This window comes from Kitasatospora sp. NPDC056800, assembly GCF_042789775.1.
Lineage (GTDB): Bacteria > Actinomycetota > Actinomycetes > Streptomycetales > Streptomycetaceae > Kitasatospora.
On the sequence record NZ_JBHUAL010000236.1, the window covers coordinates 1 to 14,964 of the forward strand.

13 protein-coding genes are annotated in these 14,964 nt (G+C 75.0%); 9 read left to right on the forward strand and 4 right to left on the reverse strand.

From position 1 onward, the window contains the following. Positions 1 to 189: 189 nt before the first annotated feature. The 3 genes from ACFRQN_RS35375 to ACFRQN_RS35385 all read left to right on the forward strand — a co-directional run bounded on the left by ACFRQN_RS35375 (position 190) and on the right by ACFRQN_RS35385 (position 2,346). Positions 190 to 612, forward strand: coding sequence for a BlaI/MecI/CopY family transcriptional regulator (locus ACFRQN_RS35375; protein ID WP_380744587.1), 423 nt, complete (start codon positions 190 to 192; stop codon positions 610 to 612). Next, positions 609 to 1,556, forward strand: coding sequence for a M48 family metalloprotease (locus ACFRQN_RS35380; protein ID WP_380744589.1), 948 nt, complete (start codon positions 609 to 611; stop codon positions 1,554 to 1,556). Before ACFRQN_RS35375 ends, ACFRQN_RS35380 begins: the two co-directional genes overlap by 4 nt. A gap of 208 nt (positions 1,557 to 1,764) precedes the next feature. Then, positions 1,765 to 2,346, forward strand: a complete 582-nt coding sequence (locus tag ACFRQN_RS35385; protein ID WP_380744592.1) for a MarR family winged helix-turn-helix transcriptional regulator — start codon at positions 1,765 to 1,767, stop codon at positions 2,344 to 2,346. Positions 2,347 to 2,394: 48 nt separating this feature from the next. On the opposite strand, the gene ACFRQN_RS35390 is transcribed toward ACFRQN_RS35385, so the two are convergent. From ACFRQN_RS35390 to ACFRQN_RS35405, 4 genes are read right to left on the reverse strand one after another with little or no spacing between them, the layout of a single operon-like run. Further along, positions 2,395 to 3,888 carry an ABC transporter ATP-binding protein gene (locus tag ACFRQN_RS35390; protein ID WP_380744594.1) on the reverse strand — a complete coding sequence of 498 codons (1,494 nt, stop codon included), beginning with the start codon at positions 3,886 to 3,888 and terminating at the stop codon, positions 2,395 to 2,397. Positions 3,889 to 3,899: 11 nt separating this feature from the next. Continuing rightward, the gene (locus ACFRQN_RS35395; RefSeq protein WP_380744596.1) at positions 3,900 to 4,751 is read right to left on the reverse strand and encodes an ABC transporter permease; all 852 of its coding nucleotides are present in this window, start codon (positions 4,749 to 4,751) and stop codon (positions 3,900 to 3,902) included. Beyond that, positions 4,748 to 5,728, reverse strand: a complete 981-nt coding sequence (locus tag ACFRQN_RS35400; protein ID WP_369808294.1) for an ABC transporter permease — start codon at positions 5,726 to 5,728, stop codon at positions 4,748 to 4,750. Before ACFRQN_RS35400 ends, ACFRQN_RS35395 begins: the two co-directional genes overlap by 4 nt. Next, complete coding sequence (locus ACFRQN_RS35405; protein ID WP_380744599.1) at positions 5,725 to 7,284, reverse strand: ABC transporter substrate-binding protein; 1,560 nt, start codon at positions 7,282 to 7,284, stop codon at positions 5,725 to 5,727. Before ACFRQN_RS35405 ends, ACFRQN_RS35400 begins: the two co-directional genes overlap by 4 nt. 375 nt (positions 7,285 to 7,659) lie before the next feature. On the opposite strand from ACFRQN_RS35405, the gene ACFRQN_RS35410 reads away from it, so the two are divergent. The 6 genes from ACFRQN_RS35410 to ACFRQN_RS35435 all read left to right on the forward strand — a co-directional run bounded on the left by ACFRQN_RS35410 (position 7,660) and on the right by ACFRQN_RS35435 (position 14,874). Continuing rightward, positions 7,660 to 8,649, forward strand: a complete 990-nt coding sequence (locus tag ACFRQN_RS35410) for a TauD/TfdA family dioxygenase (RefSeq protein ID WP_380744602.1) — start codon at positions 7,660 to 7,662, stop codon at positions 8,647 to 8,649. Between the two features lie 59 nt (positions 8,650 to 8,708). Continuing rightward, entirely contained in the window at positions 8,709 to 9,698 is a 990-nt protein-coding gene (locus ACFRQN_RS35415; protein ID WP_380744604.1) for an ornithine cyclodeaminase family protein, read from the forward strand. After that, a complete protein-coding gene (locus tag ACFRQN_RS35420; protein ID WP_380744606.1) occupies positions 9,689 to 11,032 on the forward strand; it encodes a Y4yA family PLP-dependent enzyme in 1,344 nt (447 codons plus the stop codon). Before ACFRQN_RS35415 ends, ACFRQN_RS35420 begins: the two co-directional genes overlap by 10 nt. Positions 11,033 to 11,081: 49 nt before the next feature. Continuing rightward, complete coding sequence (locus tag ACFRQN_RS35425; RefSeq protein WP_380744608.1) at positions 11,082 to 12,113, forward strand: cysteine synthase family protein; 1,032 nt, start codon at positions 11,082 to 11,084, stop codon at positions 12,111 to 12,113. 39 nt (positions 12,114 to 12,152) lie between these two features. Continuing rightward, on the forward strand, positions 12,153 to 13,595 hold the full coding sequence (locus ACFRQN_RS35430; RefSeq protein WP_380744612.1) for an MATE family efflux transporter: 1,443 nt from the start codon (positions 12,153 to 12,155) through the stop codon (positions 13,593 to 13,595). Positions 13,596 to 13,713: 118 nt separating this feature from the next. Next, positions 13,714 to 14,874, forward strand: a complete 1,161-nt coding sequence (locus ACFRQN_RS35435) for a CopD family protein (protein ID WP_380744610.1) — start codon at positions 13,714 to 13,716, stop codon at positions 14,872 to 14,874. The last annotated feature ends 90 nt before the right edge of the window (positions 14,875 to 14,964 follow it).

Consider the following 14,964-nt stretch of genomic DNA (forward strand, 5'->3'; position numbering starts at 1 on the left):
GCCCGGGGGACCGCGTTCGACGGTCCCCCGGGCAGCGCGGTGTCAGCGGCCCGTAAAGTTAGCTTAGGCACACCTAATATCGAGGGCGCTTCGCCCTCGACGCGGACAGCGGCGGCACGGACCTCACATCCCGACGCGCGCGGCCCGCTCCGGTGTGCCTGCCGGAGAGCTGCGAGAACGGGAGTGGAGATGCTGGGTGGCGGTCGGGACGCCAGACGTCCGCACGGGGAGCTGGTCGCGGACGTGCTGGCGGTGCTGTGGGCGGCCGGGGAGCCGCTGACCGCCCAGCAGGTCAAGGAGACCCTGAACCAGGGGCTGGCCCGCACCACCGTGGCGACGATCCTCACCCGCCTGCACGAGAAGGGCACCCTGGTCCGCTCCCGCCCCGGGCGGTCCTTCGCCTACGCCCCCGTGGAGGACGCCGCCGGACTGGCCGCCGGGCGGATGCGCCGGGAGCTGGAGAAGGAGCCCCAGCGCGACCTGGTGCTGAAGCGGTTCGTCTCCTCGCTGTCCGAGGACGACGAGGACGTCCTGCGCCGCCTGCTCCTCGACACCCGCCCCGAGGCCGAGGCCACTGCTGGAGCCGCCGCCGAACCCGAGGACCGCGCATGAGCCTGGTCCTGGTGCTCGTCGCCCTGGCGCTGCTGGTCCCCTGGGCCGCGGTGCCGGCGGCCCGCCGCCTGGCCGTCCTGCTGCCGCCGCGCGAGGCCTCGTTCACCCTCGTCGGCGCGGCCGTCCTGCTGGCGGGCGGCACCGCCGCGGCCCTCGTCGGCCTGTTCCACGTCCCGTTCCTGGCGGGTCTGGAGCACCTGCCGCTGTCCCACGTCCTCGCCCGGTGGCCCGCCGTGGTGCCGGTGTCCGGCGCCGCCGGGGTTCTGCTGGCCGTCCAGGCAGTACGGCTGGCGCGGCGATGGCGGAGGCAGCGCGCGCTGCTGGCCCGCGCCTGGGAGCTGACCGGCGGCGCGACCAGCGACGGCGACCTGCTCGTGGTGGCGGGCGAGGAGGCGGAGGCCTTCGCCCTGCCCGCCCACCGGGGGCGTCCCGGCCGGGTCGTCGTCTCGGCCGGCATGCTCCGCGCGCTGGGGCCGACGGAGCGGGCGGTGCTGCTCGCCCACGAGCGCGCCCACCTGAGGGGCCGCCATCATCTGCTCTCCGCCGCCGCGGACCTCGCCGCCGCCGTCCACCCGGCGCTGGGCCGGCTGCGGGCCGACCTCGACTTCCACCTGGAGCGGTGGGCCGACGAGCAGGCCGCCCGCGCGGTCGCCGACCGGCGCACCGCCGCGACGGCCATCGCCCGGGCGGCCCTGGCCGGGTCGCCGTCCGTCCGCCACGCCACGGGCCCGCTGCTGTCGGTGAGCTCCGGTCCGGTGCCCCAGCGCGTCCAGGCGCTCCTGGGCCCCGCGCCCGCCCGGCCGACCGGGCAGCGGGCGCGGGCCGCCGTCGCCCTGCTCGCGGCCGTCGCGGTCGCGGCCCTGCTCGGCGTGGGCCTGGCCTACGGGCTGCACGAGTACGTCGAGTACGCGGCCCGGGCCCTGCTGGCGCACGGCACCGTTTGACGACATCGATGTAGACCAACTGTTCGGGCCCGGGTATGGTGAGCCTCGGCTTGCGCGCGCGGGCCGTGCCGCCGTCGTCCGTCGACGGTCAGCCGTCCGTCGGGGACCGTGTCCACCCGGTCCCGGGGCCCGGCGCTCCCGTGCGGATGCCACCCCTGTGGCCCCCGGTCCGAGAACACGGCGGCCTTCCCGGACGATTGGACCTGCTGTGTACGACGGGAGGACGGGGTCGACGAGCCCCTTCGAACAGACCGTCTACCTCCTGTCGACGGCCGGCCGGGCGGCCGACCACCTGCTGGCCGACCGCCTCGACTCGCGCGGGATGGGCCGCGCCCACCAGACGCTGCTGTCCGCGCTCGCCCAGCTGGGGCCGCACGGGCGCCACGACCTCGTCGAGCGCGCCGCCGCGACCGGGACCGACGCCGACCAGGCGCTGGACGACCTGCTGTCGGCGGGCCTGGTGCACTCCATGGTCGTCCACATCGGCGGACGGCAGGAAGTGCTGACGATCACCCCGGCCGGGCAGGCGGCGCTGGACGTGCTGCACGAGGACGCCTCCGCCGTCCAGGAGGACCTGCTCGCCCCGTTGACGAAGGGCCAGCGCGCCGAGCTCAACTCCCTGCTGCGGCGGGTGTGCGCGGCGGCCGGCCGCGGCGCGGGACGCCGTACGCCCGCGCGGCCGGGCCCCCGCTGGGTGCTGACCGGCGGACAGCGCCGGAGGTGGGTCGTCGAGCAGGACGCCGCCGCCGGTGCGGCCGCGCGCCCGGACAGGGCCGCGCCCGGCCGGTGAGCACGGCGCCGCGACCGGCGGGGCTCCCGTAGCCGGTGCGGCGCCGGGTCAGCGCACGCTGCCCGCGGGCTGCTTGCTCACGGACGGTGCGGACAACGGCCCCCCGAGCGGCAGGACGCGGTCGGCGCGGCCGGTGACCAGGGGAAGGTCGTGGCTGACCAGGACGACCGCCAGGCCCCGGCCGGTGCGCAGGCCGTCGAGGAGGTCCATGAGCGCGGCGGCGGTGTCGGTGTCGAGGGCGGAGGTGACCTCGTCGCAGAGCAGCACGTCGGGTTCGGCGGCCAGGGCGCGGGCCAGCGAGACCCGCTGGCGCTGCCCGCCGGAGAGCTCGTGGGGGTGGCGGGCCGCGTAGTGCGCGGGCAGGCCGACGGCGTCGAGCAGTTCGGCGACGCGCTCCTCGCACCGGGCGGCGGGCAGGGCGAAGTGCAGCTTCAGCGGCCGGGTGAGGGTGGCGCCGACGGTACGGGCGGGGTTGAGGGCGCCGAGGGGGTTCTGCGGGACGAGCTGGATGCGGCGGCGCTGGTCGCGGGTGCGGCGCCGGTAGGAGGCGGCCAGCGGCTGGTCGTGGAGCGTGAGGGTGCCGGTGTCGGGCGTGTGGAGTCCGGCGAGGGTGCGCACCAGGGTGGTCTTGCCGCAGCCTGACGGACCGACGATTCCGGTGAGGGTGCCCGGGGTCAGGTCGAGGTCGACGTCCGCGAGGACGGTGCGCCGGGTGCGGCCGCTGCCCGTGTGGGCGCCGAGCGCCCGCACGCTCAGCACGGGGCCGCCGCCCTCGGCAGGCCGGGGCCCGCTCTCGGCCACCACCGTCGCCGGGCGGGCCGGCGCGGCCAGCGCGGACGGCGCGGACGGCGGGGCCTGCGCGGGCCACAGGGCGAGGGCGTCGTCGGCGCAGCGGGCGACGAAGTCGGGGTCGTGGCTGGTGAAGGCGATGGCGATGCCGTCGCGCTCGGCGATGGAGCGCAGCAGCTCGGCGATGTCGTCGCGCAGGGCGGCGTCGAGGCCCGCGGTGGGTTCGTCGAGCAGGAGGATCTCCGGCCGCCGGGCGAGGGCCCGGGCGAGGGCGACCCGGCGCTGCTGGCCGCCGGACAGCCCCGCGGTGCGGCGGTGTTCGAGGCGCTCGTCGGCGGGCAGCCGGACGGTGCGCAGCAGTTCGGGTACGGAGGTGCGGCGGCGGTCGGCGGCGGTCTCGGTGACGAGGCGCTCGACGCGCATCCGCGGGTTGAGGCCGGAGCCCGGGTCCTGGCCGACGAAGGCGAGCCGGTGGCGGCGGAGGCGGCGCAGTTCCTCGGGCGGCAGGGCGAGGATGTCCTGGCCGAGGACGTCGACGCCGCCGGCGCTGACGCGGGCGCCGGGCGGGAGGGCGCCGACGAGGGCGCGCAGCAGGGTGGTCTTGCCGGCGCCGGAGGGGCCGGTGATGGCGTGGACCCGGCCCGGGACGAGGGCGAGGTCGGCGTCGGTGAGCAGGGGCGTGTCCCCGAGCATGACGGTCAGGCCGGTGGCGCGGGCGGCGGGGTCGGGGGCGCTCACAACGGGGTTGCTCACAGCGGGGGTGCTCACAGCGGGGTCTCCGGGGTGGGCCGGGCGGGGGCGAGGGCTTCGGCGGCGAGGTTGACGCTGATGGCGAGCAGGCCGATGGCCAGGCAGGGCGCGCCGACGGCCCAGGGGTTGAGGGTGATGCCCGCCGCGTTCTCGCGGATCATCAGCGCCCAGTCGGCCTCGGGTGGTTGGGGGCCGAGCTGGAGGAACGCGGCGACGGAGACGATGTAGACGCCTTCGACGAAGCGCAGGCCGAACAGCGCCAGCAGGGTGGAGCGCAGGTTGGGCAGGACCTCGCGGAGCATCAGGTGCCCCAGCCGTTCGCCGCCCGCGGCCGCCGCCTCGATGTAGCCGGTGGCGGCGATGGGGGCGGCCGCGGCGGCGACGATGCGCACCGCGTACGGGATGCCCAGGAGGACGGCGGCGGCCGCGACGGCCAGGCGTCCTCCGGCGGGCCAGGCCAGGGCGATGAGCATGATGGCGAGGACGGAGGGCAGGAGGATCGTCAGGTCGGCGAGGCGTTCGATCCACCGGCCCAGCCGGGGCCGCAGGGCGGCGAGGATGCCGAGGGTGGTGGCGGCGGCGGTGACGACGAGGGCGATGGCCAGGGCGGTGGCGATCAGGGGCGCGCCGCCGGTCAGCAGGCGGCTGAGGACGTCGCGGCCGAGCTGGTCGCCGCCGAGCGGCGCGTCGGCGCCGGCCCCGGCGTACGGGAAGGTGACCGGGGTGTCGATCGGGTGGGGCGCCAGGAGCGGCCCCACGAGGGCGAGGAGGACGAGGAGCAGCGCGGGGACGGCGCGGACGAGGGCGCGCGCCGTGCGCCGGGTGGCGGGCGCGGGGGCCGCTGCTGTCGGGGCGTCGGCGGTCATCGGCGCTCCTCTCCGAGGGCGGTGGTGCGGACGAGGTCGGCCAGCAGCAGGAGCAGGCTGATGGCGGCTCCGGCCGCGGCCACGACGCCGGCGATGAGCGGGGTGTCGCGGTCGGTGATGGCTCCGGCCAGGACGGCGCCGATGCCGGGGTAGTTGAAGAGGGTCTCGACGACGACGGTGCCGCCCAGCAGCATGCCGGCGGAGGTGGCGATGCCGACGGCGATGGCGGGCAGCGCGCCGGGGAGCATGTGGTGGCCGAGGACGCGCCGGCGCGGCAGGCCGTCGAGGACGGCGGCCTGGACGTGCGGCAGCGCGGCCTGGTCGGCGAGGGCGCCGCGCACGATGCGGGTGTTCCAGCCGATCTGGGGGACGGCCAGGGAGAGCAGCGGCAGGACGAGCATGGTCCAGGATTCGGGGGCGCCGTCGGGGCCGGTGAGGGTGACGGCGGGCAGCCAGCCGGTCCACTGGGAGAGCAGGAGCAGCAGGGCGACGGAGACGACGAACTCCGGCAGGGCGAAGGCGGCGGTGGAGAGCGCGTCGACGGCCCGGTCGGTGCGCCCGCCGGGGCGCAGCGCGGCCCAACTGCCGAGCGCGAGGGCGCCGATGGTGCTCAGGGCGAGGGCCAGGGTGCCGAGCAGCAGGGTGTTGGGGAAGGGGCCGGCGAGGACGTCGGTGACGTGCTGGCCGCGCGCGGTGGTGCCGAGGTCGCCGGTGGGCAGGCCGGTCATCCAGTCCCAGAAGCGTTCCACGACCGGGCGGTCGAGTCCGAGGGCGGTGCGGCGGGCGGCGAGGTCGGCGGCGGTGACGCCGCGGTCGGAGGTCGCGCCGGCGGCGTCGCCGGGGAGGAGCTCGACGGCGGCGAAGACGCCGGCGAGCAGGACGACGAGCATGGCCAGGCGCCGGGCGGCCTGCCGGGCGACCCGGCCCGCACCGGGGAGGATGCGGGCCGGGACGCCGTGCGGCTGAAGGGTGGTCAACGGGACAGCCAGGTCTTCTCGAGCTGGACGCGGCCGTAGCCGGGGAGCTTGGGCAGGTCGCGCACGGCGGCGCCGGCGAGGTCGATGCCGTCGGCCATGCCCCACAGCAGGTAGCCGGACCTGGCGAACTCGATCTCCTGGAGCTGGTGCAGCAGCGTGCCGCGCGCGGCGGCGTCGGCGGTGCCCATGGCCGTGCGGTAGGCCTCGTCGAAGGCGGGGTCCTTGAAGCCGGACTCGTTCTGGCCGGCGTCGGAGAGCATCGTCTTGGAGGCGAAGAAGACGACCGAGTCGTTGGTGCCCCAGTACGTCGTGTAGAGCGTGCCCTTGAGCCAGGTGGCGTCCCAGAACACCTTGGAGTCCTGCTTGACGACGTTGATCTTCACGCCGGCCTCGCGGACCTGGGTGGCGAACAGGGTCGCGGACTCGGCCAGGCCGGAGATGTCCTCGGTGGTGATGAGGTCGTAGGTCCGGGAGGTGTCGAATCCGGCGTCCGCGAGGAGCTGCTTGGCCTTGGCGAGGTCGCGGGTGCGCTGGGGGATGTCCTTGGCGAGGGCGGGGTCGCCGGTGCCGAGGATGTCGTTGGCGACGCTGCCGTAGCCGGAGAGGACCTGCTTGACCATCGCGTCGCGGTCGACCGCCAGCTTCAGCGCCTCGCGCACCCGGGGGTCGGCGAAGGGGCCGTCGGCGGTGCGCATGACGATCGGCATCGCCATGTCGTTGGGGCGGCGCAGGATCCGGACGTCCTTGCGGGCCTCGGCGGTGCGGGCGGCGACGGCGCCGACGTTGGAGGCGACGTCGATCTGCCCGGCGAGCAGGGCGTTGGCCATGGCCTGGGGGCTCTCGAAGAGGCGGACCTCGACGGCGTCGAGGAGGACCTTGCCGCCGTACCACTGGTCGTTGCGCACCAGGCGGGCGTTGCCGTCGCGGTACCAGTCGAGCTTGAACGGGCCGGTGCCGGGGGCTCCGGCGATCGCGTCGTCCTTGGTGTCCTTCTTGAGGACGAAGGTGGTGAGGCGGGTCTGCAGCGGCAGGTCCGCGTTGGGGTAGTCGGAGACCAGGACGACGGTCTTCGGGTCCTCGGCCCTGATGCCCTCGGGCTGGATGCCGGGCAGGCGGCTCTTGCCGGCCGGGGTGTCGCGCAGGCGCCGCAACGACCAGACGACGTCGTCGGCGGTGACGGGGGTGCCGTCGTGGAAGACGGCGCCGTCGGCGATCGTGAAGCGCCAGGTCGTCAGGTCCTCCGACGGCTTCCAGGAGGCGGCCAGGCGCGGGACGGTGTTGGCGGTGTCCCCGGGTATCGCGAGGGTGTCGTAGAGCAGGCTGATGATCAGGTAGTCGCTCTCGTTGGCCTGGGTGCCGTGCGGGTCACGGGTGATCGCCGAGGCCTTGCCGAGGGCGCCGACCTTCAGCGTTCCCCCGGCGCGGGGCTGCGCGGACGCCGTACCGGCCGGTGCGGCGTCCTTGGATCCGCCCGTGCCGCTGCCGCAGGCGGCCAGCGCACCGGCCGCCCCGATACCGGCACCGGCCCACAGCAGCTGTCGTCGGGTGACGCGCACGTTCGTTCCTCGATTCGGATTGCGCTCGATTTGCTTAGGCTTACCTACCCTAAGTTCGAGGCCGCCCGCAAGCCGCCCGGCGGAGCGCACCCTCGTTCCGGCCGTGCGCCCCTCGCTCCCAAAACGCCGCGTGAGCAGCAGAATTGACCCTGAGCGGCCTGTGCGCCGCCGCCGGAAGCCGAGACTACGTAAATGTAGACATCTGATTTGGGTAAGGCTTGCCTTACTTCGAAGTCGTTGTTACGTTCATGTCGTCCGGCCGTTCGAGCCGCCCCGGACCCACGCCCCACGCGCTGCTCCCGCCCGTCCCACACCGGTGCGGTGATGCCGCGTGCTCGCACGCCCTCTCCCGTCCCGCCCCCGGAAGGTCCCGCCGTGCCCACCTGCCCTGCCCCGGTACGCCGCCTCGACACCGCCACCGCCACGGAACTGACCGACACCGCCGCCGAGTTGCTGGCCCGCCACGGCTCCGCCACCAGCCCCGACCTGCTGGCCGACCTGCCCGCGACCCGCACCCGGCTCAGCACGGAACTCCGGCACGCGCTGCGCCCGGTGGACACCGCCGACGGCCTGTTCGTGCTGCGCGGCCTGCGCCCCGACGACACCGAACTCGGCCCCACCCCCGGCCACTGGTCGACCGTCGGCGACGCCGGCGCGCTGTGGGACGTGACGCTGCTGCTGGTCTCCGCCCTGATGGGCACCCCGATCGCCTGGGACGGCCAGCAGGACGGCCGGTTCGTGCACAACATCGTGCCCTCGCCCGGCCACGAGAGCGAGCAGACCGGCGCCTCCAGCTCCGTCCTGCTCACCCCGCACACCGAGGACGCCTTCCACCCCGGCCGCGCCCACCTGCTGCTGCTCTGCTGCATGCGCAACCACGACCGGATCGCCACCACCGCGGCCGGCGTACGGCTGACCGCGCTCGCCCAGGCCGACCTGGACCAACTGAAGCGGCCCGTCGCGCCGATCCTGCCCGACGACGCCTACGAGCAGGCCCAGCAGTTCCCCGGCCGGCCCGCCCCGGTGCCCACCCTCTTCGACTCCCCCGACGGCCTGACCATGCGCTACGACCCCGCCTACACCCCGCTGGAGGGGACGGACGAGGCCTGGCGCGGCGCCTACGAGCGCCTGGGCGAGGAGCTGGCCCGGGTGTCCGTCGCGGTGAGCCTGGAGCCGGGCGACGTCCTGGTCGTCGACAACGACCTCGTCGTCCACGGCCGCGTCCCCTTCCGGGCCCGCTACGACGGCACCGACCGCTGGCTCAAGCGCGCCTCCGTCCGGGTCCAGGACCGCCCCACCCGCCCGCTCGCCGAGCACGACGAGCACGGCTACGGCCAGGCCGCCCTCACCGCCTGGGCCTCCTGACCGCCCGCTCTCCCCCCTGCTTTCCAGACGCCGCCTCACCGAACCGAAAGGGCACCCGCGTGGACCGGGACGACACCACCCTGCGCGTACTCTCCACCAGCGACCTCGCCGGCCTGGACATCACCCTGGCCGACGTCGTCGACACCGTCGAACAGGCCTACCGCACCCTGGCCGCCGGCCGGTCCGACAACCCCCGCAAGCTCACCGTCCAGCCCGCCGACGGCCACTCCGTCTCCTACGCCATGCTCGGCCGCGACGGGGTGCGCAACGTCGTCGCGTTCAAGACCTCGTACAAGCACGGCCTGGACAAGGGCCGCGACGAGCAGCACTACTACACGACGCTGACCGTCTACGACGACGTCACCGGCCTGCCGGTCGCCATGATGGACTGCTCCCGCATCGGCTCGCTGCGCACCCCGGCCGTCTCCGCCCTGCTGGCCCGCGAGTGCGCCTCCCCCGACGCCGCCACCGCGCTGGTGATCGGCACCGGCACCCAGGGCCGCCTCGCGCTGCCGTTCCTGCTCACCACGCTGCCCGGGCTGAAGCGCCTGCTGCTCTCCGGCACCCACCCCGACGGCATCGCCGCCGTCCGCCAGGAGCTGGAGCGCCACTTCCCCGGCCGCGAGCTGGAGTTGGTCACCGACCTCGAAGCGGCCGCCCGGGACGCGGACGTCATCGTCGCCACCGCCGGCGGCCACACCCCCGCCGCCGTCGAGGCCGACTGGCTGAAGCCCGGCGCGACCGCGATCCTCGTCGGCCACGGCCTCGCCCCGTCCACGCTGCACCGCGCGGACCGGGTGATCGCCACCAGCGAGGCCCAGATGCGCGTCACCGGCACCGACATGGCCGACGCCGACGGCACCCTGCCCGCCGTCGACCTGGAACTGCCCGCCGCCGTCTCCGGCGCCTCCAACGCCCGTACCGCACCCGACCAGCGGATCTTCGCCTACAACAGCGGCCTGGTCGTCACCGACATCGCGCTCGGCCACCGCTTCGCCCAACTCGCCGCCGACCAGGGCCTGGGCACCGAGGTGGACCTGTGGCGCTGACCCTGCCCGCCCACCCCGACCCACTCGCCGAGCGCCTCCACGCGAGCGGCCTGCTCCACGAACTCGCCCACGGCCTCGGCGGAGGGTTCCACTACCTGCTGCCCGAGCGCTTCGACGCCAACCTCGCCGCGTTCCGCGCCGTCCTCGCCGACACCGGCGTGGACGGGCGGGTCTACTACGCCAAGAAGGCCAACAAGGCCGCCGCGTTCGTCGAACGCTGCGCCGCCACCGGGGCCGGGGTCGACGTCGCCTCGCTCGGCGAACTGCGCGAGGCGCTCGGCCACGGCGTGCGCGGCGAGGACCTCGTCGTCACCGGCCCCGCCAAGTCCGAGGCCCTGCTGCGCATCGCGGCCCTCCAGGGCGCGCTGATCGCCGTCGACGCCCTCGACGAACTGGAGCGCGTCCTGCACCTGGACGTCCCCCGGCCCGTCCGCCTCCTGCTGCGCCGTCACCCGCCCGCCCAGCCCCGCAGCCGCTTCGGCCTCGACGACGACCAGCTGGACGCCGCGCTGTCGCGCTGCGCCGCGGCCGGTGGGCGGGTCCGGATGGAGGGCTTCAGCTTCCACCTGTCCGGCTACGAGGTGCGGCCGCGCACCGACCTCGCGGGCGAACTCGTCGACCTGTGCCTCAAGGCCCGGACGATGGGCCTGCCGGCGGACCGGATCAGCATCGGCGGCGGCTTCGCCGTCGACTACGTGCCCGCCGACGCCTGGGAGCTGTTCCTCGCCGAGCAGGAGCCCGGGCACTACCACGGCGGCCGGACGTTCACCACGGGCGACTTCTACCCCTACCACTCCCCCGTCGCCGGGGCCGACGCGCTGCGCTCGATCCTCACCGGCCGCCCGGGCGGGCAGGGGCCAGACCTGGCCGAGCGGCTGCGGGAGGCCGGCGTGACGCTGCTGCTGGAACCCGGACGCGCGCTGCTCGACCGGGCCGGCTCCTCCGTCTTCGTCGTCCAGGGCGTCAAGGACCGGGCCGGATACGGCATCGTCACCGTCGACGGCACCAGCCTGAGCCTGTCCGAGCAGTGGTTCAACAGCGAGTACCTGCCCGAGCCCGTACTCCTTCCCCGCTCTCCCGGCCAGCCGGCCGAGGAGTACCGGGCGTGCGTCGGCGGCGCCAGCTGCCTCGACTCCGACCTCCTGACCTGGCGCAAGATCCCCTTCCCCGCCCGGCCCCGGGTCGGCGACCTCCTCGTCTACCCCAACACCGCCGGCTACCAGATGGACTCCAACGAGTCCCCCTTCCACGACCTCCCCCTGCCGGCCAAGGTCGTCGTCCAGCACGAGGACGGCCGACCGCGCTGGCGCCTCGACCGCCGCCCCGCCCTCTGATCCCACTGATCCGACGCCGCCCACCGCGCTCACCAGGAAGCCCCCCGCCATGACCGACGCCCTGCACCGCCCCCCGGTGGTCACCCGGATCTCCGACCTCATCGGCTACACCCCGCTGTTCGAACTCGCCCGCGCCGACAACGGCGCCCGCCTGTTCCTCAAACTGGAGATGTTCAACCCCACCGGCAGCGCCAAGATCCGCATGGCCCGGCAGATGGTCCTCGACGCCGAGGAGCGCGGACAGCTGCGCGAGGGCGGCCACATCATCGAGTCCACCTCCGGCAACACCGGCCTCGGGCTGGCCGTGGTCGCCGCCGAACGCGGCTACCGCTTCACCGCCGTCGTCGACAACCACGCCGCCGCCGACAAGCTGCGCGGCATGAAGGCCATGGGCACCGAGCTGGTGTACGTCGACGCGGACACCGACGGCGAGGAGCTGCACACCGCCGCCCGCGAGGAGCTCGCCGAGGAGATGGCCCGCGGCAAGGACAACACCTTCTTCACCGAGCAGCACAACAACCCCAGCAACGCGGTCGGTTACCACGCGGTCGGCCGGGAGATCGCCCAGGCCCTGGACAACCGGGTCGACGTGCTGGTCGGCGCCGTCGGCACCGGCGGCGGGCTGTGCGGCACCGCCCGCGAGCTCAAGGCGTACGTGCCGGACGTGACGGTCGTCGGCGTCGAGCCGAAGGGCTCCATCGCCTTCGGCCCGCCCGCCCACGACTACTACCAGTCCGGCACCGGCACCCCCGAGGGCGCCACCATCGGCCTGCTCGTCGACTACGACCTCATCGACGAGGGCGTCAAGGTCGGCGACATCGAGGCCTTCGCCACCGCCCGCGTCGTGGCCCGCCGCACCGGGCTGCTCATCGGCGGCTCCGCCGGCGGCGTCGTCCACGACGCCCTGGCCCGCCTGACGACCCTGCCGCCGGACGCCGTTATGGTCGCGTTCATCAACGACGGCGGGGAGAAATACCTGGACACCGTCTTCAACGACGACTGGATGACGGCCCGCGACCTCCTCGACGAGGCCGTCGAGACCGACATCGACGACTCCCTCGCCAAACTCCGCAGGCCCTGACACCCCAGATACGTGACACCCAGAGACGTGACACCCACCATGCAGCAGCTGACCACCCTGGCGCGCGACAGCCGCGCGCTCGCCGCCCTCGCCGTACCGCTCGCCCTCACCCAGCTCGCCCAGGTCGCCCTCACCACCACCGACACGATCATGATGGGCGTCCTGGGCACCGAGGCCCTCGCGGCCGGCGGCCTCGCCCTGGTGATCTTCAACCAGCTCCGCACCATGGGCGTCGGGCTGGTCACCTCCGTCGGCAACCAGGTGGCGGCCGCGGCGGCCCGGGCCGAACGCGCCGGAACCGCCGAGCCCGCTGGAACCGATGCCGACGCCGACACCGACGCCGCCGACCAGGAAGTCCGGGGCCTGGTGCGGGCCGCGATGGCCGTCGCCACCCTCGCCGGACTGGCCGGCGCCGTCCTGATGGTCCTCATCGGCCAGGCCGCCACCTGGCTCGGCCAGGACGCGGAGGTCGCCCACCGCGCCCAGGGCATGCTCGCCGCCCTCGCCCCCGGCCTCGTGCCCTGCCTCTGGTTCCAGGCGATCCGCCAGTTCACCGTCGGCATGCGCCGCCCCCAGGCCCTGCTGCGGATCACCCTCGCCTCCGTCGCCGTCAACGCCGCCCTCAACTGGGCCTTCATCCACGGCACCTGGGGCCTGCCCCGGCTCGGCCTCACCGGCATCGGCGTCGCCACCAGCAGCGTCTACCTGCTGTCCTTCCTCGCCCTCTACGCCTCCGCCCGCCGCGACGACCGGCTGGCACCGCTGCTGAGCCTGGACTTCTGGCGCGCCGACGCCGCGACCGTCCGCCGCCTGCTCGGCCTCGGCACGCCGATCGCCGCCACCTACGGCTCCGAGGCTGGGTTCTTCTCCGTCACCGCGCTGCTCGCCGGCAGCTTCGGCCCCGCCGCGCTCGCCGCCCACACCGCCGTCAACCAGCTGATCTACATCGTCTTCCAGGTCGCCGTCGGCCTCTCGCACGCCGCGTCCATCAACGTCAGCCGCGAACTCGCCCTCGGCGAGTACGCCGCCGCCCGCCGCATCAAGAACACCGCGCTCGCCTGCGGCGCCGTGGTGATGACGGTCGTCGGCACCCTCTACCTCGCGCTCCCGGACCTCGTCCTGCGCCCCTACTTCGACCCGAACGCGCCCACCGACCAGCAGGGCCTGGAGATCGCCACCGGCCTGCTCGTCGTCGTCGCCGTCCTGCAGTTCTTCGACTGCGCCCAGAACATCGGCGTCGGCCTGCTGCGCGGCCTCGACGACACCAGGAGCGGCTTCCGCATCACCCTCGTCGGCTACTGGGCCGTCGGCCTGCCCGCCTCCTGGCTCCTCGCCTACCCCCTCGGCGGCGAGACCCGCGGCCTCTGGTTCGGCCTGCTGATCGGCCTCGCCACCACCGCGGTCCTCCTCCTGCGCCGCTACGGCCGCGCCCTCACCGCCAGGGCCGCCACGGCATCCGACGCCGTCACCGCCGGAGCCTGACAGCCCGTCGGCGGTGCCTGACAGCCCGTCGGCGGTACCGGAGGACGGGCGCCACCCCGCCCGCCCTCCGGCGCACCACCCTGCTCCGCATCCACCCACCACCACGTGAGACTCCCCCATGCACGCTGCCTCGCTCGCCGCCACCGCCACCCCGTACGTCCTGCCCCCGCTGTGGCGCGTCCTGACCAAGGCCGGCTACTTCCTCGGCCTCAGCGCGGCCATCGGCACCACCGTCACCTACGCCACCACCGTCCGCCCCGCCCTGCGCGGCGCGGACCCCGACGACTCCAGGGTCCTGCGCGCCAGGGCCGCGACCTGCCTGGCCGTGTCCGGCGTGGTCCTCCTGGTCGCCGGCTACTTCCAGCTCGCCGCCCGCCTCGCCCGCGCCGGCAAGGGCATGCCCTTCGGTGACGCCCTCGCCCCCGGCAGGCTCCGGGACTACCTCCAGGCCCCGGCCGCCAAGGGCGCCTGGATCGCCCAGGGCACCGTCTACCTCGTCCAGAACGCCGTCCTGGCCGCGACCGCCGTCCTGCTGGCCGCCCTGTTCGTCCCCGCCGTACGCCGCCACGTCGACGCGATAGCGCTCACCGCGCTGCCGGCCGCCCTCGCCGTCACCCTGATCGCCGCCGTCCCGACCAGCACCCCCGCCGGACTCGACCGCTGGCTCGACCTCCTCCTCGACCAGGCGCACATCGTCTCGGGCACCGTCTGGCTCGGCGGCCTCGCCCTGCTCGTCGCCCTCGCCGGCACCCGCGGCCGGCTCGGTACGGGCGCCGGCCTGCTGTGGGCGGACCTGTGGCGCCGCTTCAGCCTGGTCGCCATGGTCTGCGTCGCCGCCGTCACCGTCTCCGGCCTCTGGCTCAGCTGGAAGCACGTCGGCGCGGTCTCCCAGCTGTGGACCACCGGCTACGGCCTCGCCCTGCTCGTCAAGGTCCTCCTCGTCCTCGGCCTCGTCACCGCCGGCGCCTTCAACCAGTTCTGGCTGATGCCCCGCATCGCCCACGCCCGCCGCACCGACGACACCTCCTCCCTGCTCCACCTCACGCTGCGGCACTTCCCGAAGGTCGTGTGGGGAGAGGTCGCCCTCGGCGTCGCCGTCCTGGCGGTCGTCCCGTTCATCACCGGATCGGCGCGCGCCGAGGCCGCGGACGCCAAGGCCGTCTCCTCCGGCACCGTCTTCGCGGCCGGCGCCGCCCTCGTGCTGGCCCTCGGCGTCTCCCTCTACGCCACCGCCAAGGCCTCCGACGCCCTCGCCCGCCGTCAGGGCGCCACCGCCTGACGACGGACGTGGGGCCGCCCCCCCCGGTCGGGGGCCCCCCCCGGGCCCGCCGCCCGAGCCTGCCACCCCAACGGCGCCACCCCCCCCCCG

What these genes read in the sequence shown, in the direction of transcription:
- ACFRQN_RS35430 (WP_380744612.1), top strand. Translation starts at nt 12,153, where the DNA reads ATGCAGCAGCTGACCACCCTGGCGCGCGACAGCCGCGCGCTCGCCGCC.
- ACFRQN_RS35425 (WP_380744608.1), top strand. Translation starts at nt 11,082, where the DNA reads ATGACCGACGCCCTGCACCGCCCCCCGGTGGTCACCCGGATCTCCGAC.
- ACFRQN_RS35380 (WP_380744589.1), top strand. Translation starts at nt 609, where the DNA reads ATGAGCCTGGTCCTGGTGCTCGTCGCCCTGGCGCTGCTGGTCCCCTGG.
- ACFRQN_RS35435 (WP_380744610.1), top strand. Translation starts at nt 13,714, where the DNA reads ATGCACGCTGCCTCGCTCGCCGCCACCGCCACCCCGTACGTCCTGCCC.
- ACFRQN_RS35375 (WP_380744587.1), top strand. Translation starts at nt 190, where the DNA reads ATGCTGGGTGGCGGTCGGGACGCCAGACGTCCGCACGGGGAGCTGGTC.
- ACFRQN_RS35395 (WP_380744596.1), bottom strand. Translation starts at nt 4,751, where the DNA reads ATGACCGCCGACGCCCCGACAGCAGCGGCCCCCGCGCCCGCCACCCGG.